Source organism: Wolbachia endosymbiont (group A) of Andrena fulva (assembly GCF_964026815.1).
GTDB lineage: Bacteria > Pseudomonadota > Alphaproteobacteria > Rickettsiales > Anaplasmataceae > Wolbachia > Wolbachia pipientis.
The window spans coordinates 875,118-897,215 of record NZ_OZ034701.1 but is presented as its reverse complement, the minus strand read 5'-3'; the positions used below and the strand labels follow the sequence as shown (position 1 = coordinate 897,215).

The following is a 22,098-nucleotide window of genomic DNA, read 5'->3' as shown; positions in this document are numbered from 1 at the left end:
ACCAGAACTGCCATATTTGAATACATAGAAATCTTTTATAACAAATAACGTAGACATTCTACTATTAACTATTGCATTCCTGCACAATTTATTCTCATGATAAAAACGTCTTAACTTTCTCTCTGCTTTTTCTGGGTAAGGTCACCTCTTTAGGTGCTCCTTTTTTCTTTCTTATACACACAAAAATCATATAGAATTGTAAATACAGCTTTTTTATTCTGATGCTTTTCAATTCTATAGCTCTGGTTGTCTCTCTATTACTATTTTTCTACATTATCGTAAAAAAACTGAGCGAAAAGAAAGCAAACCTTGAGGGTAATTTATGTAAATTAGAGCAAGAACTTCAAGAAACAAAGCAAACTTTGCTTACGAAGAATGAAGAAATAGTTGATTTAAGGGTCAAAAGAGCAGAACTTGAAGTAACTCTGCAAAAAGAACGTGAGGAAAAGAAAAAGGAAATAGAATTACTAACAAAAGCAGAGGAGAGATTAACAAACACTTTTAAAGCGCTCTCTCTTGATGCTTTGCAAACAAATAACAATAATTTTCTGAACTTAGCAAAGGAAGTAATCGATAGTAAATTAAAAGAAACGGAAAGCGATTTCAAAAAAAGACAAGCAACGATCAACGAAGTTGTAACTCCAATAAAAGAAAAATTAGAAAAATTCGATAATGAAATACGTGAGCTAGAAAAGGAGAGGGTAGGGGCCTATGAAGGTTTAAAGGAGCAAATTGGAGCGCTGATGAACCAAACTTCCAACCTTGCTAATGCCCTGAGGAAACCTCACATTAGGGGCAAATGGGGTGAAATGCAACTCAAAAGAGTGGTAGAAATGGCAGGAATGATTGAGTATTGCGATTTTTTTACTCAGCCGTCAGTGATTGATAAAAACGAGGATAATTTATTGCGTCCTGATTTAATAATCAAAATGCCATCTGGAAAGCAAATAATAATAGATGCTAAAGTGCCGCTTGATTCTTACATGGATGCTATATCACAAAATGATTTGCAAATACAAAAGGAGAAATTAAAGAACCATTCCCTGGCAATAAAAAAACACGTAAATGACTTGGGTAAAAAAGAGTATTGGAATCAATTTGAAAATACGCCAGAACTTGTGGTGCTTTTCTTAACAGGGGAGGGAGTTTTTAGCGCAGCACTGGAATATGAGCCTGCTTTGATAGAGATTGGAGTGGAAAAAAAAGTGATCATTGCAACACCGATCACTCTAATTGCGTTGCTGAGAGCAATAGCGTATGGATGGAAGCAAGAGATGATAGCTGAAAACGCAAAGAAAATCAGTGAACTAGGTCATATTTTATATGAGCGCATTTGCACAATGGGTGAAAACTTTGATAATTTGCGCAGGAGCTTAAAAAGTGCTGTTGATCATTATAATAAAACTGCTGGCTCTCTTGAAGCAAGGGTGTTTCCTGCTGCTCGAGAATTCAATAAGCTTGGTATACATGCAAAAAATAAAAGTTTAAGTGCTGCAAAGGAATTAGAGTCTTTACCACGCAGTTTACAAACTGAGGAGCTGAAAGTAGATTAGGCATCTTAACAGGGAATGTTCAAAAAAGCATACGCGTCAAGTTAAGGAAATAAAGGTATGAAAGAGATAGAATAATAAGGTATAAGTTCTCCCAGATATACTTTTAGTGAGAGAACCAATGAATAAAATAACTTGCTTATCAAAAAAGCTCAAAGAATTTTTTAATGAAAAAGCAGAGAAAATCTCAATTACAACAAGGTTTATAAAAAGAAAGAGAAAGCTAAAAGGTTCATCATTCGTAAAAGCCATGGTCTTGGGTAATATAGGAGTTGATAATTGTAGCGTAGAAACAATGTGTCAATTACTAAACGAGGACTCGATAGATATAACAAAACAAGGTTTGGATTTTAGATTTACTGAAGAAGCAGTGGAATTTATGAAAAGGATGTATAATGAATCTGTGGTTCTCTTTAAAAATATCTTGCAAGTTGATTGCAAAATCTTACAGCAATTTAATAGTGTTAAATTATTGGACAGTAGCTATATTACTCTACCTAACAGTATGGAAGAGATGTATAAAGGTTATGGTACTAGCTACAGTGGCTATGAAAGCAATACTAAGTCTGGAATAAAGTTACAATTAGTTTTCGATTACATGAATCAGATAATAGACCAACTTAATTTAACGGAGGGAATAAGATCAGACCAGGGATATAGGAAACATTTAAGTAATATATCAAGCAATGATTTGCTAATATCTGATCTCGGTTATTTTGTGCCAAGTTCTTTTAAACAAATCAATGAAATAGGAGCTTATTTCATAAGTCGTTATAAATCCGATACCAACGTATATGATGTAGAAACAAATCAAAAAATGGAGTTATTAGAATGTTTAGAGGATAAGTTATTTTTAGAAAACGAGGTATTGTTAGGAAAAGAAGCAAAAATTAGAGTAAGAATTATATGTCAGAAACTAACTGAAGAACAGTCTATAGCCAGAAGAAGGAAAGCTAATAGATTAGCAAGATCGCAGGGATATACATCCTCTAAAAGAAATCAAAAATTGTTGAACTGGTCAATATTTATAACTAATGTTCCAGAAAATAAAATTAGTGCTGAGCAAGTATTAACGATTTACAGAGTAAGGTGGCAAATTGAGTTATTATTTAAATTGTATAAAAGCCATATCAGACTTGATAAGCTAAAAGGAAAGCCATGCAGAGTATTATGTGAACTATATGCTAAATTGTGCGCAATTCTTATATTTCACGGCATAGTTGGTTGCACAGAAGTGAAAAAGAATACAGAACTTAGCTTAACAAAGGCATTTATTGAGCTAAAAAGACGGGTTAGAGAGTTATTTTTAGTATTAACCAAGATTAATAGTTTAAAAGTATTTCTTAAAAAACTCACTATAACTTGGTCGCGATTTTCATTAAAAGACAAACGTAGAAGGGCTAGAGTATCCACTTTAACCTCTCTAAATTTGCTCACAATCTCTTAACTTGACGCGTATGGTTCAAAAAAGTGTGTCAAACCAAAAAAAAAGTAATAAATTGATATAAAAAAAATGGAGGTTTGACAATGAGTCAGAAAGTAGTAAACAGAACTACCGGTTTGGTAGATTACAAAGAACTGGAAGCAAATATACTGTCATCAATAAGGGAAGGCAGACCATTAACAGGAAGGGATGGAGCATTTACACCATTTATAAAAAAGCTGCTGGAGGCAAGTTTGGAAGGTGAAATAGAAAATCACTTATTAGCTGAAAGTGAAGAGAGGGTTTGGTTGGAAGAAGTGGAGTAGCGAATGGATATACAAAACGCTGGGTCTATATTCAGATTACAGAATAAGGTATTATAGCATTTCTCATAATAGTCCGAACAGGTCATAGGAAGGCAGAATCAACAGCACGACGAAAGGATTCGAATAGAGGAATGTTTTTCCTGGCTCTGTTTTTTATAGCAAACCAATGATGCTCAATTTTGTTGAAATCTGGAGAATAAGGCGGCAGATACAAAATTTCTGCACCAACCCCTTTAGCAAGCTCGATAATCTTATCAGACTTATGAAAAGTAGCATTGTCAAGAATGACAGTCTGTCCAGGTTCCAAGATCGGTGTCAAAAATTGCTCAAACCATCCATTAAAAACATCCATATTACAGTGGCCTTCAAAGGTTAACGGAACAACTATCTTTCTTCCACTTAAGGCTGCAACCATACTGATTCGTTGAGTTTTCTTTCCAGATTTTAAGGCATAAAACCGCTGTCCTTTCTGGCAATATCCGTAGGGGTAGTCTTCGGTGTTATCAATGCCAGACTCATCTATATACACTAAGTTTTTAGGTTCTTTTGTCGCTATAATTTTCAAAAATTCAGCACGTTTTTCTTCGTTTCTTTCCTTGTATCCATATGTCTTTTTTTGCGCGTAAATCCAATTTTTTTAAGGGCTCGATAGATCGTTTGGATACTAACGTTGTTCCAAAGTTTAGCCATTTCCGATAGAGTCTTTCCTCCGTGTTCTCTGGCAAATTTGGCAAAGGTATCCCAGTCGGTAATTTTGTGATTGTAACCCCCATTTCCAAGTTTTTTTGATTGAAAGTCTCCTGTTTCTTTTCTTCTTTGCTGCCACTCCCATAAAGTAGTTCGTCCAATCTTAAATCTTGCTGCCACTGTTTCTCTGCTTTCTCCTTCGTCTAGCGCTTCCATTGCTTTTTTTCTTAAATCATAACTATATGCTGCTGGCATTCAACCTCCTTATCATCATCTACCCTTATCCTATCACATCCGGACTTTTATGGAAAGAGCTATACAAACCGAAAGCATCACCAGCACAATATGTTATAAACTTTGGTAAAGAATCTGCTAGGAAAGCGTAGTGCGGATGCTGCGTTTGACGAGGCGGGAGCTGGAAACGTTAACATGGGAATTTGGATTGAGGCCTATTGTGAAAACAATGGATCAGCCACCAAACCCTAAAGTAGGCGCGCCAGTTCTTGACCCTACATATTTTTTTGAAGGTTAAATCCAGCTTAGGGTCGAGAAACTTAGATAAAGCCATAGCCAAAGTGCTTAAAAATATTAATAATTATACACACAATTATTCAACCATATTTTTGAAGATAGCTATGCCGCCGCGGTATCTCTTAGCCGCTAACAAGTAGCGGGATGACGATTGTTGGTAAATCTAAGTCAGTTTAGCTATAGGCAGCAATTTTCTGTATTTATTTTAAATTGAAGGAAGCTCAAATGAAAGATCATGTTTTGCTAAAAATCACAGAATGCAGTCTAACAGTGAACGGTTACGCTTTTGATCAAAAATGTTGTATAGTACACAATCAATTTTTCTGGATCCAAGTAGTCAAGGCACTGCCTTTGTGTTTGAGGCAAAATCGGCTATAACACTTAACATACTGCCTTTGCAAACAAATGTTCGTACAGTTATGTGTCAGCTACTTGCATGACGCCATTGCCTGAACGGGTACCAATGATTACCTATCAATCTCACCAAAAACTATATCGAGTGAGCCAATAATTGCTGCAACGTCAGCAAGCATGTGTCCTTTTGCCATAAAGTCTAAGGCTTGTAAATGCGCAAAGCCAGGTGCTCTTATTCGGCACCTATAAGGTCTATTGGTACCATCTGAAACTATATACACTCCAAACTCACCTTTTGGTGCCTCAACAACTGCGTAAGCCTCACCTTCTGGTACGTGATATCCTTCTGAATAGAGCTTAAAATGGTGAATCAGAGCTTCCATAGATTTTTTCATCTCTGCTCTTGACGGTGGAGAAATTTTTCTATCTTCAGTTTTTATTTGCCCTTCAGGCATTTTCTCTATGCACTGCTTCACCAAACTGATAGATTGCCTAATCTCTGCCATTCTAACTAGATAACGGTCATAACAGTCGCCATTTTGGCCGATCGGTATATCAAAATCTAGTTGATCATATATCTCATATGGCTGGCTTTTTCGCAAATCCCAAGCAAGCCCAGCAGCGCGCAACATTGGGCCACTAAAGCCCCAATCAAGTGCCTGTTTAATTGATATTTCACTAATTCCTACAGTGCGTTGCTTCCATATCCTATTTTCTGTTAAAAGTTCATCAACATCGTCTATATATTTTGGAAATTGCTCTATAAACTTTGCAATATCCTCAATCAAATCTTCTGGAACATCTGCTGCAATTCCACCTGGCCTGATGTAAGCTGCGTGAAACCTTGCACCTGAAGCTCTTTCGTAAAATTCCAGTATTTTTTCTCTTTCTTCAAAGAGCCATAAAAGAGGGGTCATTGCTCCAACATCAAGTGCTTGAGAAGAAACGTTCAGTAAATGATTTAGTATTCTCGTCAGTTCACAAAACAAGACACGTAAATACTTTGCCCTAATTGGCACTTCACATTGCAACAATTTCTCCACACAAAGTGAATATGCATGCTCTTGTGACATTGGTGATACGTAATCAAGGCGATCAAAATAAGGCAAAGCTTGAAGATACGTTTTATGTTCTATTAATTTTTCAGTACCGCGGTGCAAAAGCCCAATATGGGGATCTGCCCTCTCGATCACTTCACCATCCATCTCTAAAACAAGACGCAACACTCCATGTGCAGCTGGGTGCTGAGGTCCAAAATTTAACATCATTGTCTTTAGATCGGGCATGTCCAGTAGTTTAAGATATTAAAATTGTATAGGCTAAAGTGCGCTCAAAGTCAATAAACTTCTTGCATAGGCTACAACTATCATTCAATAGAAACAAAAACTTTTACAATGGCTAATAAGTGTTGGTAAAACCAAGTCACTTTAGCTATAGAATGACAAAAAAGGTTTGCATTAGCCAAATTTTTAGTTGAAGTAGCATAAGAGGTTAAAGGAAAAGCTTTGTGTTAATGGATTCATTTCAGGTATAGTATAGATAATACCACAATACTTATAAAATGGATCATGTTGTTAATGCGTATAATAGACTTGACACTCCTATAGTCAGGGGAGAAGGGGCATATCTTTTTGATAAAGATGGTAAAAAATATTTAGATTTTGCTGCAGGTATTTCTACAACTTCTTTAGGGCATTGTCATCCATACATTACAGATAAGCTGAAAGAGCAATTGAGCTCACTATGGCACTGCTCTAACATTTTTACTATTCCCGAGCAAGAAAGGCTTGCTGACCGTTTAACAACCCTTACTTTTGCAGATAAAGTTTTTTTCTGCTCAAGTGGGCTTGAAGCAACAGAAGCTGCAATTAAGTTTATTCGTCGTTACTTTTATTCAAAAGGGCAAGCAAAACGTAATCGTATTGTTACAATTGAAGGAGGCTTTCATGGCCGCAGTATTGCTGCAATTTCTGCTGGAGGCAATGAAAAATCACGCGAAGGTTTTGCTCCGCTCCTTTCTGGTTTTGATAAAGTTCCAAGAAATGACATTAAAGCATTAGAAGAAAAAATCAATAATGAAACATCTGCTGTGTTTTTAGAGCCCATACAAAGCGAAGGTGGAGTATATCCACTAGACGTAAAATATCTTCAAAAAGTAAGGGAAATAACAAAAGCTCAAGGGATAATTTTGTGCTTTGATGAAGTGCAATGCGGATATGGACGCATCGGTTCTTTATTTTATTATCAAAATGTCGGCATTGAACCTGATATGCTAACCTGTGCAAAAGCTATGGGTAACGGTTTTCCTCTAGCTGCATGTTTAGTAAAAGATTACATAGCAGAAGCAATTACTCCAGGAACTCATGGATCAACCTATGGTGGCAATCCACTTGCCATGACTGTTGGTAATGCAGTACTCGATATAATGCTAAAAGAAGGCTTTTTTGATCATGTTAAAAGAATTAGTAAATCCTTAAAAGAAAAGCTGTTATCTTTAGCTAAAGAATTTCCTGAGATGATTTCAGAAGTTCGTGGAGAAGGGTTACTAATGGGAATAGAACTAGCAACTCCTGTAGCTGATAAAATTATCAGTCGATCTCTTGATAAAGGTTTAATAATAACTAGGGTTTTAAACAACAAAGTAGTAAGGATAACCCCACCACTTATCATTGAGGATGAGCATGTGAACGCAGCGTGTAATATGCTTTATGATTTGTTTTTTAAGATTAAAGGTATATAAAATTCGGCAATATAAATTCAGGCTTGCAAATGCCTCTCATAACATGTAAAATTAATTTTATTTTTTATCACAATAACATCGTACTTTAATGGATTGGTTATTGGTCTTAGTATCATCAGCAATTTTTGTTTTGTTAGTTTTATCGTTTTTGTTCTCAGGAGCAGAAATAGGCTTAACCTCAATTAGCCGTTCTCGAGTTAATAAGCTAAAGCTAGACGGTAACAAAAAAGCCAGGGTAATAGATCGCTTATTAAATAGGAAAGAATTGACAATAGGAACGGTATTGCTCGGCAATACAATTATTAATATTACTTGCTCTGCTTTATTTACAGCAATATTTATCAATCTTTTTGGAAATGAGGGCATTCTCCTATCAACAATTATAATGACATTTTGTATTTTATTGTTCTGCGAAGTTCTACCAAAAACTTATGCTATTCAAAATCCTGAAAAATTTGCATCATTTTCTGCTTATTTTGTATTGTTTTTTGTAAAGATTTTTTCTCCATTGACACTAGGTATTCAATTTATTGTTAACCTCATCCTAAAATTATGTGGGCTGCATAAAGATAAGGAAGTGATATCTGCAGCGGATGCAATGCGTAATATGATTACTCTTCACCGCAGTGAAGGAACTATGTTGCAACAGGATTTAGATATGCTAAGCAGCATACTTGATTTGGCTGAGACAGAGATATCACAAATTATGACCCATAGAAGAAACCTATTTTCTCTTGATATAGATCGGAATAAAGAAGAGTTAATAAGAGAGATTTTAACCAGCAGTCACAGTAGAGTACCTTTATGGCAGAAGGAACCAGATAACATTGTAGGTGTAATTCACGTGAAAGCTCTAATAAATGCTTTGCGTGAAAAGAATAATAAAGCGGAAGAAGTTGACATTACCCAAGTTATGTCAAGGCCTTGGTTCATACCAGAAAGTACACCGCTCAGCGTGCAACTTCACAACTTCCGTAAGAACAGGAAACACCTTGCATTTGTTATTGATGAGTATGGAGCACTGCAGGGAATTGTAACTCTTGAGGATATACTGGAAGAAATAGTTGGAGAAATTTCGGATGAACATGATTTGATTACGGAGAATTTTATAAAGAAAATATCTGATAATATGTATCACATAGAAGGAAAATCTACTATTAGGGACATTAACAGGCAGTTATACTGGAATCTCCCTGATGAAGAAGCTACAACTCTAGCAGGTATGATTGTGAATGAAATAGAGCGCATTCCTGACGAAGGCGAGGAGTTTTCCATGTATGGTTTTCGCTTTAAGATTTTAAAAAAAGATAAAAATATTATTACTGTTGTTGAAGTGCAAGTAAAAACTGGTAATATTAGTGGCAGCAATTAATTAGTGGAGTTTCATGGAAGATACAGTAAAAATAACGGCTGAAGAGTTGAAGGGTTACATAGAGAGAATCGAAAAACTTGAACAAGAAAAGAGGGATGTGCAAGATCACATTCGTGATGTATATGCAAAAGCCGCAGATGAAGGTTGGGATATAAAAGTGATGAAACAAATTATTAGGCTGAGGAAGATGGATGATGATGACAGAGAGGAACAAGAAATATTGCTTGATACCTATAAACGTGCATTGGGAATGAGCTACGAAGAAGAGTTAAGTGAATAGCAGAATTGTAATTGGAATAAGTGGAGCATCTGGTTCTATTTACGGTGTGCGTATTTTAGAAGCGTTGAAAGACGTCGATTATGAAACTCATTTAGTGATAAGTCGTGCTGGGAAAATAACTTTAGCTCACGAGACTAAAGAAAAACTTGAAGATATTACATCACTTGCAGATTTTTACTATTCTGAAGAAAAGATTGGAGAAAAAATAGCAAGCGGCTCATTTAAAACCTCAGGGATGATTGTAGCACCATGCTCTATGAAGACAATGTCTGAAATCGCATCAGGTGTTACTTCCAATCTATTGACAAGGGCTGCAGATGTAACGCTAAAAGAAAGAAGAAAGTTAGTTCTTATGGTGCGAGAGTCACCACTGCATCTTGGGCATTTACAAAATATGTTAAAATTAACGGAGATGGGAGCAATTATTGCTCCACCAGTGCCTGCTTTTTATATTAAACCGAAATCGTTGGATGATATTATTAATCATTCTGTTGGCAAAGTATTGGATTTATTTGATATCAAATTACCCGACTTTAAGGAGTGGCAAGGAAGTGACAATTATTATTGATGGTAAAAAAATAGCAAACGACCTATGTGAGAGGCTATCACAAAAAATTGATATTTTAAAGAGAGAGTATAACATTTTTCCTTGCCTGAAAGTAATTCTCATGGGTAGCAATCCAGCAAGTCAGGTTTATGTTCGCAACAAACAGAAAAAAGCAGAATCAATAGGCATAAGTTCTGAGACCATTGTTTTGCCTGATAATATTTCAGAAGATGAATTAATTGAAAAAATCAATGAATTAAATGAAGATCCATCTGTGCATGGCATTTTAGTGCAATTGCCTTTACCAAATCACATTAGTGCAAGCAGAGTAATTAATGCAGTGAGTATTGAAAAAGATGTAGATGGCTTCCATGATGAGAACGTTGGCAAATTAGTTAAAGGTGAAAAAAACTGCCTTATACCTTGCACTCCTAAAGGTTCTTTGCATTTAATTAAATCAATTGAAGAGAACCTTTCCGGTAAAAACGCAGTGGTGATTGGTAGGTCAAATATCGTGGGTAAACCAATGTTTCACCTGCTATTGCAAGAAAACTGCACTGTTACCATCTTGCATTCACAAAGCAGGGATTTAGCTGAATATTGCTCTAAAGCGGATATAGTAGTTGCAGCAGTCGGAAAGCCAAATTTTGTTCAAGCAGACTGGATAAAGAAAGGTGCAATAGTGATCGATGTTGGCATAAATAGCGTTAACGTAGGAGAGCTCGTAGGTGATGTTGACTTCGAGGGAATAAAGGGGAAAGCCAAAGCTATGACCCCAGTACCCGGGGGCGTTGGCCCAATGACAATTGCATTTCTAATGATGAACACTGTTATTGCTGCTTGCTTGCAGAAGGGAGTTGATGCTTCTAATTTCATTAGTTGAGGTATGAAGAGGAAAGCTATATGAAGATAGAATGTACCATATCACAATTAATAAAAAATTGAGATTTTTGAAATTCCTCAGTAGTCAAATTTATTAAATATTTATGATCATCATCTATTCTTTTTTCTCTACAAGTATAGCTAAAGTGGCTTAGGTTTACCTACAATTTGAAAAACAACAAATTCGTCATTCCGCTACTCGTTAGCGGAATCTATGCTGAGATACCGCGGCGGTATGACGTAGGGAAACCTTTCTTGGGTTAGCTATAGTTAGTGGAATTGCAAAGTTTCTAGGCATAAAAAGCTTTGAACCTAATATATGAGCCAAACTTGATTTTCCAACCGTAGATACACCTGTAATAAAAATAATAGTCTTCATTTTGTGAATTTATAGCTCTTTCCATAAAAGTCCGGATGTGATAGGATAAGGGTAGATGATGATAAGGAGGTTGAATGCCAGCAGCATATAGTTATGATTTAAGAAAAAAAGCAATGGAAGCGCTAGACGAAGGAGAAAGCAGAGAAACAGTGGCAGCAAGATTTAAGATTGGACGAACTACTTTATGGGAGTGGCAGCAAAGAAGAAAAGAAACAGGAGACTTTCAATCAAAAAAACTTGGAAATGGGGGTTACAATCACAAAATTACCGACTGGGATACCTTTGCCAAATTTGCCAGAGAACACGGAGGAAAGACTCTATCGGAAATGGCTAAACTTTGGAACAACGTTAGTATCCAAACGATCTATCGAGCCCTTAAAAAAATTGGATTTACGCGCAAAAAAAGACATATGGATACAAGGAAAGAAACGAAGAAAAACGTGCTGAATTTTTGAAAATTATAGCGACAAAAGAACCTAAAAACTTAGTGTATATAGATGAGTCTGGCATTGATAACACCGAAGACTACCCCTACGGATATTGCCAGAAAGGACAGCGGTTTTATGCCTTAAAATCTGGAAAGAAAACTCAACGAATCAGTATGGTTGCAGCCTTAAGTGGAAGAAAGATAGTTGTTCCGTTAACCTTTGAAGGCCACTGTAATATGGATGTTTTTAATGGATGGTTTGAGCAATTTTTGACACCGATCTTGGAACCTGGACAGACTGTCATTCTTGACAATGCTACTTTTCATAAGTCTGATAAGATTATCGAGCTTGCTAAAGGGGTTGGTGCAGAAATTTTGTATCTGCCGCCTTATTCTCCAGATTTCAACAAAATTGAGCATCATTGGTTTGCTATAAAAAACAGAGCCAGGAAAAAATTCCTCTATTCGAATCCTTTCGTCGTGCTGTTGATTCTGCCTTCCTATGACCTGTTCGGACTATTATGAGAAATGCTATACTTGCTATATGAACTATCGGAGAAATTTTTTTATAGTTTATAGTATCTGACCTTACCCAGAAAAAGTGGAGAGAAAGTTTGGAATGTTTTTCACAAAAAGAATGATGCATCAAATTGTTCTGGAATGCAATAGTTAATAGTGACGTTGTTTGTTATAAAAAATTTCTATATATTCAAATATAGCAGTTTTGATATGCTGTTTAGAGTGCCGAGAGGTGTCTATTGGTAACTCCCTTTTTAGAGAACTGAAGAAGCTTTCCACAACAGAATTGTCGTAACAACAACCTTTATGATTCATCTATGTTTTTTATGGATAAGAGATATTGATAACCTTGCAAAGTATATTGTGAACCTTGATCACTATGTAATAGTAGATTTTTAACAGGTTTACGCCTATTAATGGCCATTAATAAAGAGTTCATAACCAATTGTTTATTTATTGCACTACTCATTAACTACCATACGTGAGAATTATTGCTGCCAAATATAGCCATCCCTCCTTGGTTTTGATGTAAGTAATCCCATACTTTATTTGGTTGATCAACAATAAAGTTTTGATCTAGTATATTGGGAGCTACAGCTCTATTATCTGTTTGTTGTTTTTTAATTTTAAACTTTCTTCTCAGTATAGCCCTGATGTCATTTTTCTGCATAATACTTTGCACCGTTTTCAAATTGCAACTTTTACCCAAAGCCTTCAATTCAGCATGAATTTTAGGAGCTCCATATCTACATTTAGAAACTTGATATATTTTTTGAATAGCTTCGAGTAGCTCTTTATTTGCTGATTCTCTACTGCTTATTTTTCTTGTGGTCCACTTATAGTAGCCACTAGCAGAAAATCCTACATAATTCCTGTACTTTATAGCAGTTACTATATAAAAAAATATTTTACTCTTTTTGACTGGCCAGGGCTTTTTTTTAAATGTCTCTTTCCCTTGTTACTCTTGCTTTGTAAATCAAACCTCTCTTTGTCGTAAGGAGCCATGTTACCTCTACCTGGAAATGCATTTGCCGCTGACTTTTTTTCGTTATATTTCTTCATCCATTTTCCTAATACACTATCCCTTATTCCTAGATCTCTTGCTACTTTTGCAACTGGTTGACCTACCTTTCTTTGTTCATTTGCCAGCTTAACAGCTTCCAATTTGAATTCTGCCGTATATTCTCTTACCATTTCTAATCCTCCAAAATTTTATTTTACCCGAAAAAACTCCTTTCTTTCTCTCCACTTTTTCTGGGTAAGGTCAATATACCAGTGCCGAAAATAGTTGACAAAGATTGTGTATACTTATTACAATTGTTTGGGTACAAGAAGTTTTTACGGCAACAAAGTATGCACTAACTATAAGTAAGGAAGACTTTAAGCAGGCAATAAAAAAAATGAAGTAACGTTTAAAAGAGATTGAAGGAGAGAAGAAAAAGGTAAAAGGGAATACGGCAGAAAATGAATCTTATTACAAATAGCATAAAGGGCTTTTATTCTAGTGTTAAATCGGACCTAGATTGGCAAGCCAAACGTAGTCTTATTAGAACATTAGTAAAAGAAGTCAACATTGATCTTGATAAAGTAGATGTAGTATTTAAGATCAAAGAACTTGAAAACCCCGCCCAGAATGGACAAAATCAAAAGATGGTACATTGTCTAAGGGGTCTGGGCACTGGGATGACATCTTTTTTCTTGGTACAAATTACTCTTATGTCTCAATATTTGTACAGTTGTGTTATCGGCTGTTTGATGTTTACAACGCAGGAAGTTCATACGGTTGTAAGTCAAGCGGTAGGATGACAAGATTTTGCAAGGGTATTTTTTTTATAGGAGATTAATATGGAAATTTTTCTTGATAGCGTTGATTTAAATGAAATTAAAGGACTAAAGGAGTTCATTGACGGCATAACAACTAATCCTTCTTTAATAGCAAAGTCCGGGCGTAAAGATAAATACGAGGATTTAGTGCGTGAAATATGCTCTATTATAAAAGGGCCTGTTAGTGTTGAAGTTGTTGCAGATAGCCATGAAGAGATGATCACAGAAGGTCTGAATTTAGCAAAAATTGCTGATAATGTTATGATCAAATTACCTCTTACACATGAAGGATTAATTTCTTGTAAAAAGTTATGGACAGAGCATAAAATACCTGTTAACATCACATTATGTTTTTCTCCTGGACAAGCACTGCTTGCCGCTAAGGTCGGTGCTTGTTTTATTTCCCCCTTTGTTGGTCGCCTTGATGATATAAGCTATGATGGCTTATCGCTAATAGAAGATATATGTACTATATATTCTAATTACGGTTTTGATACTAAAGTTCTTGTTGCATCAGTGAGAAGCCCAGCGCATGTAATAGAAGCTGCAAGGCTTGGTGCTGATTCAATTACTGTGCCAGCAAAAGTACTTAGACAATTAATTAATCACCCACTTACTGACCAAGGGCTAGCAATATTTGAAAAAGACTGGGGTGTAAAATAATAGACGGTTACAAATGAACATAAAAATTGGCGTATCCGTTCAGGCAATGGCGTCAACTTAAGAGCCTTCATTAGCAAACTCTCCTAAAGACATGATGGCGTTTGCTACCTTATTGCGGCTGCCCTGGTCGAATTTTAACTTTATAGCTAACCCAAGAAAGGTTTCCCTACATCATACCGCCGCGGCGCTAACGAGTAGCGGAATGACGAATTTGTTGTTTTTCAAATTGTAGGTAAACCTAAAGCTATAGAAAAAAAGAAGAACCAGTTTCTTAGTTTTTCATTGACATAATCCACTCCATATGCCATAATAAAATTTTATATCTTGGAGAAGGAAATGACATTAAGGTTAATACTACAAGAAGTCAACAGTAGTCCAGATCTGAGTAAGGAAAATTTAATTGATAGAATTAAAGATAAGCTGCAGCAGGAAAATCAACTTATATATGATGAGTGGAAAAAAAACGAATTTGATATAAATTACACGTTTATAGTGCTCAAGTGCAATTTATTACTTATAGCAGCTGAAAATGGCTATGAAAAAGTAGTAAGATACTTAACAAAAAACGGAGCTAATGTTAATGTACAAGATGAATGGGAAAAAACCTCCTTACATTATTCTGCTCAGCATGGGCATGCACAAGTAGTAGAAGTTTTGCTAGAAGAAGGAGCAGACGTTAATGCACAAAATGAAGATAAAGGGACTCCTTTGCATTATGCTGCTTATAGTGGTCATATAGAAGTAGTAAAACATCTTATAAAAAAAGAGGCAGATGTTAATGTAGTGGACAGATATGGAAGAAGTCCTTTACATTATGCTGCTGAGAATGGATACACACAAGTAGTAGAAGTTTTGCTAGAAGAGGGAGCAGACGTTAATGCACAAGATAAAGACGGAAGAACTCCTTTATATTATGCTGTTTATTACACTCATGGTGAACATCCAAGACTAAATTATCAACATCCAAAAGTAGCGAAACTTCTGCTAAATTATGGTGCAGATCCATCATTTATTCATAGACCTAAAGCTATAACAGCAGGAATTACTGTAGGTATATTAGCTGCCATTGTTGCTCCATTAGCACTCATTTATGCTACTGCATTACCTGCACTAGCAATAGTTGGAATTACTGTGGCATCTGCACTGATCGTTGGTGGAATTTCCTATGGGGTTGCATATAAGTCATCAGAGCATTCATTAAACAGTAAGCTAAGTGAGGTTAGCTGCAGTAATGTTGATGGAAATAAACAAACTGTACAACCATAATTATTAATTCACCACAGTAACCGCGCCGTGGCAGTGTTTGTACTTCTTTCCAGAATTACAAGGGCACTTGTCGTTTCTTGAGACTTTGGGAAGTCTGCTATTTCTAGCAGAATGTAACCTATTGCCTATCTCTTGGTTATCTGCCAACTTAAAGTGCGCTAGGCGGTGAATGGTGAGTTCCTTCCATTTTTCAAGCATTGACTCAAACATCAAGAAAGCTTCGCGTTTAAATTCATTCAGTGGATCTTTCTGCCCCATGGCACGTAGGCTTATGCTTTGTCTTAGGCTCTCTAGAACTGAAAGGTGTTCCCTCCATAAATGATCAAGTGTCATTATCATCATTTGCTTCACGATCGTATTCCACAAATCTGTAGTGTGCTGACTGTTGAAATATTTTTCTTTCTCAGTAAAAAATTCTTGTATCTTATCATTTATATAATCCAAAGCTTCTTGTTTGTTTAAAAACTTTGCTAAATCTTCTTTATCAAGCGTTATTCCATACCTTGTATGGAATTCTTTGACTATATCTTCAATATAATCCTCATAATAGCCACTTTGGACTATACCTTCTATTACGCTCTCATTTACTTCGCTATATACTTCAAGTAAATCATTAATTTCGTTGCCTAAGATATTGTTTCTCTGCTTAAAAATAACTTTACGTTGGTTGTTGATTACGTCATCAAACTTAAGTAGAGATTTCCGCACGTCATAGTTTCTAGCTTCAACTTTCTTTTGTGCTTTCTCGAGTGCCTTATTGATCCATGGATGATGAATAGCTTCGTTATTCTTTAGCCCTACTTTTTGTAAAAAACTTCTCATTCTATCAGAGCCAAATATTCTCATTAGGTCATCTTCGAGCGATAAAAAGAACTTAGAAAGTCCAGGATCCCCCTGACGACCAGAACGGCCGCGTAATTGATCATCTATTCTCCTGCTTTCATGTCTTTCGGTTCCAACCACACATAAACCACCAGCTTTTATAGCAATTTCCTTATCTTTTTTTACTCTTTCAACTATTTCTTGGTATTTTTTTTCTCTTTCATCAGCATTTTTTATCTTCTTTAGCTCCACCTTTGCAATCATTTCAGCATTTCCACCAAGCTGAATATCAGTTCCACGTCCTGCCATGTTAGTTGCTATAGTGATACTACCTGGCACTCCAGCTTGCGCTATTATGTACGCCTCTTGTTCATGATAACGAGCATTTAATACTGAATGCTTAAGAGAATGGCTTTGCAAAAGCGCAGAAAGCTTCTCAGAGTTTTCGATGCTCACCGTGCCAACAAGGACCGGTTGAAGGCGTTTGTAGCATTCTTCTATAAACTTCAACACAGCATTAAATTTTTCCTTTTCTGTACCGTAAATTTCATCATCAATATCAACTCTTTTTACAGGTACATTGGTTGGAATTTTTACTACATTTAATCTGTATATATCACGAAACTCTTCTGCCTCTGTTGCTGCTGTTCCCGTCATTCCGGAAAGTTTATTGTACATACGAAAGTAATTCTGAAATGTGACCGATGCTAAAGTTTGGTTTTCATGCTGAATTTCAAGATTCTCCTTCGCTTCAAGTGCCTGATGAAGACCATCGGAATATCTCCTGCCCTCCATCATACGCCCAGTAAATTCATCAATAATCACTACCTTGCCATCCTTTACTATATAATCTTTATCAGCAGTAAACAGCTTATATGCACGTAATGCTTGGTCTATATAATGAGTCATTATCATGCTGTCAGTATCATAGAGCGAGGAATTTTCAGGAATGAGATTGTATGACCTTAGTAGTTCCTCCACTCGTGAAATACCATCTTCAGTCAAGAATACCGTTCTACCTTTTTCATCTACTTCATAATCGGAGTCAACTAATTTGGTTACTATTTTATTGATATGCTTATATATCTGATTGTTTTCCTCAACCGGGCCAGAAATAATAAGCGGAGTGCGAGCTTCATCAATGAGTATTGAGTCCACTTCATCAACTATTCCGTAGTGAAAGCCTCTCTGAACCATGTCTTCTTGAGAAAATTTCATATTGTCTCGCAGGTAATCAAAGGCAAGCTCGTTATTTGTGGAATACACGATATCTGCACTGTAAGCCTCTTTCCTCTCTTCGTCTGTCAAGTTATTCGTAATAAACGCAACAGAAACCCCAAGAGAATTATATAATTTGCTCATCCACTCTGTGTCTCGTTTTGCAAGATAGTCGTTAACAGTTACGACATGTACGCCTTTCCCTTCTAAGGAATTTAGATATGCTGCTAAAGTTGCAACGAGTGTCTTTCCCTCTCCTGTTTTCATTTCTGATATCATGCCATTGTGGAGCACCATTCCACCAATCAGTTGAACATCAAAGTGCCTCATGTTAAGAAATCTTCGAGAGGCTTCACGCACAACTGCAAATGCAGGTACGAGAAGATCATTTAACGTTTTCCCATTTTTCAATTCTCGATTGAATTCTTCAGTTTTACCAGCAAGCTCCTCATCAGATAAGCTCTGCATTTCTGTTTCTAATGCATTTATTTGCTGAACAATTTTCCTAAAGGATTTTATTATCTTCTTATTTGTTGACCCAAATATCTTTCTTATAAAAAAGAATGACAACGTAAAAATGAAAAATATAAGAATGGCTGTCAAAATTAGCGGAGAATCTAGCATAAACTTAAGTAAAGTCTTATTTAATATGAGATTATATTACTAAATGCAGCCTACAGCAATTACATATTAGATTTGGGGAGTCTTTGGAAAGTCTTTTTTAAATCAAGAATTAAGAGTTTGCCAGGCAATTCCTACCCTCGAAGGCCTTTCTATCAACACATAAAGACTCTATTGCATTATTTTAGGTGTTTGGTAATCTTTAATTCTAGATCAAACAAATTTATAGCAGCCTGTATGAGGTAACTAGTTATGCACGGTAATATCTACCAGCTAAAGGTATTGATGCTATTTTTGCATCGAGGAGTGCTCTATCAGCACTCTTTTCGCTTAGGTACAGAAATAGAAGAGGCCAGAAAATTCGATGATTTAGTATTTGAATGTACCCAAGGTAGTAAGAAAGTATACCGTTTTTTGCAGGCTAAACACACACAAGATGAAGATAACAAGAAAATTGGAGTAGGGAACTTACTTACAAAAGATAAAAGTGGTGAGTTTGGATTAGCAAAGTATTTTGTTTCTTACCTAAAGATCAAAAATAATCAAGATTTTGCAGATGGTAACCTGAAAGATTTTATTATCTGTACTAATATCGATTTTGATCTGGATCAAAGCACAGCACGAAACACAGTGAAGAAGTTGAGGGTAAAAACTTTAGGACCAAACGAGGAAATAGAAATTTTAGTTGAAGTAATCGACACTAGTGATGTCTTTTTTAAAGATGGTGGCACTAGATATAAGTTCTCTTATATTCACAATAACATGATTTCAGTAGTGCAACCAGCATTTGAAAGTGCTGTAGAAGAAGCGATGGAAGAATTAGAAGAGGAGATAAAAAAACTCCAAAACAAGCCAGATCAGAACTCAAAAAGGAAATTGGAAAGAAATCAGACGTGGCAACGTGAATTTGGACGAATGATGAATGAAGGTAGGTTGGAAGACAATATAAAAGAATTTTTTGATAAGTTAGTATTTGCAGTAAATCAGCCCAATGAAATAAAACTAGCGGATATTATCAAAAGTGAGCTAGGCGAGCAATTTAATGATATTGATAGACAGAATGTTTACGCTCGCTTCCAAGAAAAAATGCTAGATTGGTTGAAAGAAAAAGGGAGACGTTTTCTTACACATGAAGACGGAAGAGAATTCTTTCGCAAGATGAAAGAAGAAATCTTAGGAGGCTTTCGATTTGAGGTGAGAAATCCAGTAGGATCGTTCACTGGAAGGACAGAAGAATTACGAGAACTACACAAATTAATACAAAAAAGTCAAGGTGTAGCCACAGTAATATCGCATCTAGCTTCTATCAGTGGTTTGGGAGGAATCGGTAAGAATGAGTTAGTCAGAAAATATATTGAAAAGCACAATAAAGATTATGATAACAATATTATATGGATAAATGCCGAAACCTATGAAACTATGGTGCAGTCCTTTCTCAGATTAGCTAAAGGTCTTTTAGGCGTTCCTACAGAAGATAGGGATATTGAATCTATTGTAAGAGATATATACGCTTTTTTTGCAAAGAGAAAAAGTCTCTTTGTTTTTGATAACGCAGAAGAATATAGAAGTGAAGGTCAAGATGCTGGTATTAGTCAATTTTTACCGTCTCACTTTTTATCATCTGATGATAATAAACCTAGTGTTTTGATTACCTCTCGTAATCAAAAATGGGGAGATATAGAACCATTAAAATTGGGTACATTTACCGAACCAGAGTCAGTAGACTTCATTAGAAAAGCACTGGATATAAAGGATGGATCACAAGAAAATGAAATAAAGAATTTAGCAGAAACATTACAGCATTTTCCTTTAGCCCTGCAGCAGGCAGTTGCATACATAAAGGAAAGGGATGTAGCATTAAAGAATGTAGGCTTGAAGTTTGAAATTAGTGATTATTTAAAGAGGTATAAAGAGGAAGCAGAAAAATTACTTGATTTTAAGTTTCCTAAAGACAGCGACAATAGCTACACCAAGACAACTTTTATAACCTGGAGAATTACTATTGATAAAATCAAAGACAACACGGAGTATGGTCAGCAAGCCAAAGAAATTTTGGATATCATTGCCTATATTGCCTCTGACAACATTCCTGCAAAAATGTTTTTAGGGGTAGAACGCAATGAAGAAAAGTTAGGTGATGCTATCCAACTACTTAAGCAATATTCAATGATCAGCTCAGGAGAAGAGCAAAGCTCAGTCAATATTCACAGGTTAGTACAGCAAGTAACGAGAATAGAGTTGGAAAAACAAGATAAAGAAAAAGTTGTGGAAAAGACTTTTGAATTACTGAGAGAAAGCTTTCCTTATGGCAGTGATAAATTAGAAGACTGTGCTAAGAAACGACAATTATTACCACATTTAGAAGCATTTTTATCACATATAGATAACTGGCTAAAAGAAAATCCTTTAAAAAAACAAACAATAGAGAAGGATTATCTTGTAGATTTGTTAATGTGGATGGATAATGGACACTCTGATTTAGGTAATCCTAGAGGACAAAAGGAATTGCTTGAACGGGCTTTACCTATCCTTAAGAAACATTATGGCTCTGATCATTTTACAGTTGCCATAATACTAGAAGACCTCGGCAATTCTTGTGGTGCTTTGGGTAATCCTCAGAAACAAAAGGAATTGCTCGAACATGCTCTGCCCATCCTTAAGAAATATTATGGCTCTGATCATTTTGAAGTTGCTAGAGCACTAGTAAGTCTCGGTACCGCTTATAGGGCTTTAGGTAACCCTCAAAAAGCAAAAGAGTTGCTTGAACAGGCTTTACCTACCTTTAAGGAATATTATGGCTCTGATCACTTTACATTTGCTATAATATTAGGAAACCTCGGTATTGCTTGTAGTACTTTAGGCAATTATAAGAAGGCAAAAGAACTGCTTGAACAAGCCTTAGCAATTCAAGAGAAACATTATGGCTTTGACCATTTCGAAGTTGCTAGAGCACTGACAAACCTCGGTATCACTTATTGTGCTTTGGGTGGCCCTCAGAAAGCAAAAGAGTTACTTGAACGAGCCTTAGCAATTCAAGAGAAACATTATGGCTTTGATCATTTTGAAACTGCTAAAACACTGACGAACCTCGGTATCGCTTATTATGCTTTAGGCAACCCTCAGAAAGCAAAAGAGTTGCTTGAACGGGCTTTGCCTGTTTTTGAAAAATATTATGGGTCTGATCATTTTGAAGTTGCTAAATTATTGACAAACCTAGGTGCCACTTATAGGGCTCTAGGTGATTCTCAGGAGGCAAAAAAGTTACTTGGACAAGCTTTTACAATTCAAGAGAAACATTATGGGTCTGATCATTTTGAAGTTGCCAGGACGCTGATAAACCTCGGTATTACTTATTATGCTTTAGGTAATCCTCAGAAAACAAAAGAGTTGCTTGAACAGGCTTTACCTATTTTTGAGAAACATTACGGCTCCGATCATTTTACATTTGCTATAATACTAGAAAACCTAGGCAACGCTTATGGGGATTTAGGTAACCCTCAGAAAGCAAAAGAGTTGCTTGAACGGGCTTTACTTATTTTTGAGAAACGTGTTCGGTAGAAGCTGTAGCTTTACTCCTCTCGTTTGAGTTTTATTACTACAACTCCCCCTAAAGAACCGTGCTTGCAGATTTCCCGCACACGGCTCATCAATATTAGTTTTCACAGTC

18 protein-coding genes and 2 pseudogenes are annotated in these 22,098 nt (G+C 36.0%); 12 read left to right on the top strand and 8 right to left on the bottom strand.

Annotated elements, in window-relative coordinates; genetic code table 11:
* Positions 1-221 precede the first annotated feature (221 nt).
* The 3 genes and pseudogenes from rmuC to AAGD84_RS04445 form a co-directional block, all read left to right on the top strand.
* A complete protein-coding gene (gene rmuC, locus AAGD84_RS04455) occupies positions 222-1,553 on the top strand; it encodes a DNA recombination protein RmuC (RefSeq protein WP_341817860.1) in 1,332 nt (443 codons plus the stop codon).
* Positions 1,554-1,671: 118 nt separating this feature from the next.
* The gene (locus AAGD84_RS04450) at positions 1,672-2,997 is read left to right on the top strand and encodes an IS4 family transposase (protein WP_341817859.1); all 1,326 of its coding nucleotides are present in this window, start codon (positions 1,672-1,674) and stop codon (positions 2,995-2,997) included.
* Positions 2,998-3,077: 80 nt separating this feature from the next.
* A pseudogene (locus AAGD84_RS04445) lies at positions 3,078-3,272 on the top strand (IS256 family transposase); the annotation flags it as partial.
* A 109-nt stretch (positions 3,273-3,381) separates the two neighbouring features.
* Here the strand turns inward: AAGD84_RS04445 and AAGD84_RS04440 are convergent.
* Together AAGD84_RS04440 and AAGD84_RS04435 are read right to left on the bottom strand one after the other, a co-directional pair.
* Positions 3,382-4,241, bottom strand: a protein-coding gene (locus AAGD84_RS04440) for an IS630 family transposase (RefSeq protein WP_264705388.1) whose coding sequence is annotated in 2 segments (ribosomal slippage) — positions 3,382-3,917 and positions 3,917-4,241 — 861 coding nt in all. Because the reading frame shifts where the segments join, the coding sequence is not laid out codon by codon here.
* A 743-nt stretch (positions 4,242-4,984) separates the two neighbouring features.
* Positions 4,985-6,157, bottom strand: coding sequence for an NADH-quinone oxidoreductase subunit D (locus AAGD84_RS04435; RefSeq protein WP_010962676.1), 1,173 nt, complete (start codon positions 6,155-6,157; stop codon positions 4,985-4,987).
* Positions 6,158-6,432: 275 nt separating this feature from the next.
* On the opposite strand from AAGD84_RS04435, the gene AAGD84_RS04430 reads away from it, so the two are divergent.
* From AAGD84_RS04430 to AAGD84_RS04405, 6 genes and pseudogenes are all read left to right on the top strand, one after another.
* The gene (locus tag AAGD84_RS04430; RefSeq protein WP_264723293.1) at positions 6,433-7,611 is read left to right on the top strand and encodes an aspartate aminotransferase family protein; all 1,179 of its coding nucleotides are present in this window, start codon (positions 6,433-6,435) and stop codon (positions 7,609-7,611) included.
* Positions 7,612-7,699: 88 nt separating this feature from the next.
* Positions 7,700-8,983, top strand: coding sequence for an HlyC/CorC family transporter (locus AAGD84_RS04425; RefSeq protein WP_007549013.1), 1,284 nt, complete (start codon positions 7,700-7,702; stop codon positions 8,981-8,983).
* A 13-nt stretch (positions 8,984-8,996) separates the two neighbouring features.
* Positions 8,997-9,263 carry a DUF2312 domain-containing protein gene (locus AAGD84_RS04420; protein ID WP_010082293.1) on the top strand — a complete coding sequence of 89 codons (267 nt, stop codon included), beginning with the start codon at positions 8,997-8,999 and terminating at the stop codon, positions 9,261-9,263.
* The gene (locus AAGD84_RS04415; protein WP_341817858.1) at positions 9,256-9,831 is read left to right on the top strand and encodes a UbiX family flavin prenyltransferase; all 576 of its coding nucleotides are present in this window, start codon (positions 9,256-9,258) and stop codon (positions 9,829-9,831) included. Before AAGD84_RS04420 ends, AAGD84_RS04415 begins: the two co-directional genes overlap by 8 nt.
* The gene (gene folD / locus AAGD84_RS04410) at positions 9,815-10,693 is read left to right on the top strand and encodes a bifunctional methylenetetrahydrofolate dehydrogenase/methenyltetrahydrofolate cyclohydrolase FolD (protein WP_264723294.1); all 879 of its coding nucleotides are present in this window, start codon (positions 9,815-9,817) and stop codon (positions 10,691-10,693) included. Before AAGD84_RS04415 ends, folD begins: the two co-directional genes overlap by 17 nt.
* 452 nt (positions 10,694-11,145) lie before the next feature.
* A pseudogene (locus tag AAGD84_RS04405) lies at positions 11,146-12,004 on the top strand (IS630 family transposase).
* 163 nt (positions 12,005-12,167) lie between these two features.
* Here the strand turns inward: AAGD84_RS04405 and AAGD84_RS07540 are convergent.
* The 4 genes from AAGD84_RS07540 to AAGD84_RS04390 all read right to left on the bottom strand — a co-directional run bounded on the left by AAGD84_RS07540 (position 12,168) and on the right by AAGD84_RS04390 (position 13,211).
* The gene (locus AAGD84_RS07540) at positions 12,168-12,332 is read right to left on the bottom strand and encodes an IS3 family transposase (protein ID WP_151807939.1); all 165 of its coding nucleotides are present in this window, start codon (positions 12,330-12,332) and stop codon (positions 12,168-12,170) included.
* Positions 12,322-12,486, bottom strand: coding sequence for a hypothetical protein (locus AAGD84_RS04400; RefSeq protein WP_153296803.1), 165 nt, complete (start codon positions 12,484-12,486; stop codon positions 12,322-12,324). The genes AAGD84_RS07540 and AAGD84_RS04400 overlap by 11 nt, the downstream gene beginning before the upstream one ends.
* A gap of 3 nt (positions 12,487-12,489) precedes the next feature.
* On the bottom strand, positions 12,490-12,786 hold the full coding sequence (locus AAGD84_RS04395) for an IS3 family transposase (RefSeq protein WP_094189604.1): 297 nt from the start codon (positions 12,784-12,786) through the stop codon (positions 12,490-12,492).
* 122 nt (positions 12,787-12,908) lie between these two features.
* Positions 12,909-13,211, bottom strand: coding sequence for a transposase (locus AAGD84_RS04390; RefSeq protein WP_151807816.1), 303 nt, complete (start codon positions 13,209-13,211; stop codon positions 12,909-12,911).
* Between the two features lie 651 nt (positions 13,212-13,862).
* Between AAGD84_RS04390 and fsa the strand changes: the two genes are divergently transcribed.
* Together fsa and AAGD84_RS04380 are read left to right on the top strand one after the other, a co-directional pair.
* Entirely contained in the window at positions 13,863-14,504 is a 642-nt protein-coding gene (gene fsa / locus AAGD84_RS04385) for a fructose-6-phosphate aldolase (RefSeq protein WP_341817857.1), read from the top strand.
* Positions 14,505-14,840: 336 nt separating this feature from the next.
* Positions 14,841-15,770 carry an ankyrin repeat domain-containing protein gene (locus AAGD84_RS04380; protein WP_341817856.1) on the top strand — a complete coding sequence of 310 codons (930 nt, stop codon included), beginning with the start codon at positions 14,841-14,843 and terminating at the stop codon, positions 15,768-15,770.
* A gap of 3 nt (positions 15,771-15,773) precedes the next feature.
* Here AAGD84_RS04380 and secA read toward each other — a convergent pair whose 3' ends face one another.
* Entirely contained in the window at positions 15,774-18,434 is a 2,661-nt protein-coding gene (secA, locus tag AAGD84_RS04375) for a preprotein translocase subunit SecA (protein WP_006280033.1), read from the bottom strand.
* A gap of 249 nt (positions 18,435-18,683) precedes the next feature.
* Between secA and AAGD84_RS04370 the strand changes: the two genes are divergently transcribed.
* Entirely contained in the window at positions 18,684-21,989 is a 3,306-nt protein-coding gene (locus tag AAGD84_RS04370; RefSeq protein WP_341817855.1) for a tetratricopeptide repeat protein, read from the top strand.
* Here the strand turns inward: AAGD84_RS04370 and AAGD84_RS04365 are convergent.
* Entirely contained in the window at positions 21,960-22,094 is a 135-nt protein-coding gene (locus tag AAGD84_RS04365) for a hypothetical protein (RefSeq protein WP_265037924.1), read from the bottom strand. The genes AAGD84_RS04370 and AAGD84_RS04365 overlap by 30 nt on opposite strands.
* Positions 22,095-22,098 lie beyond the last annotated feature (4 nt).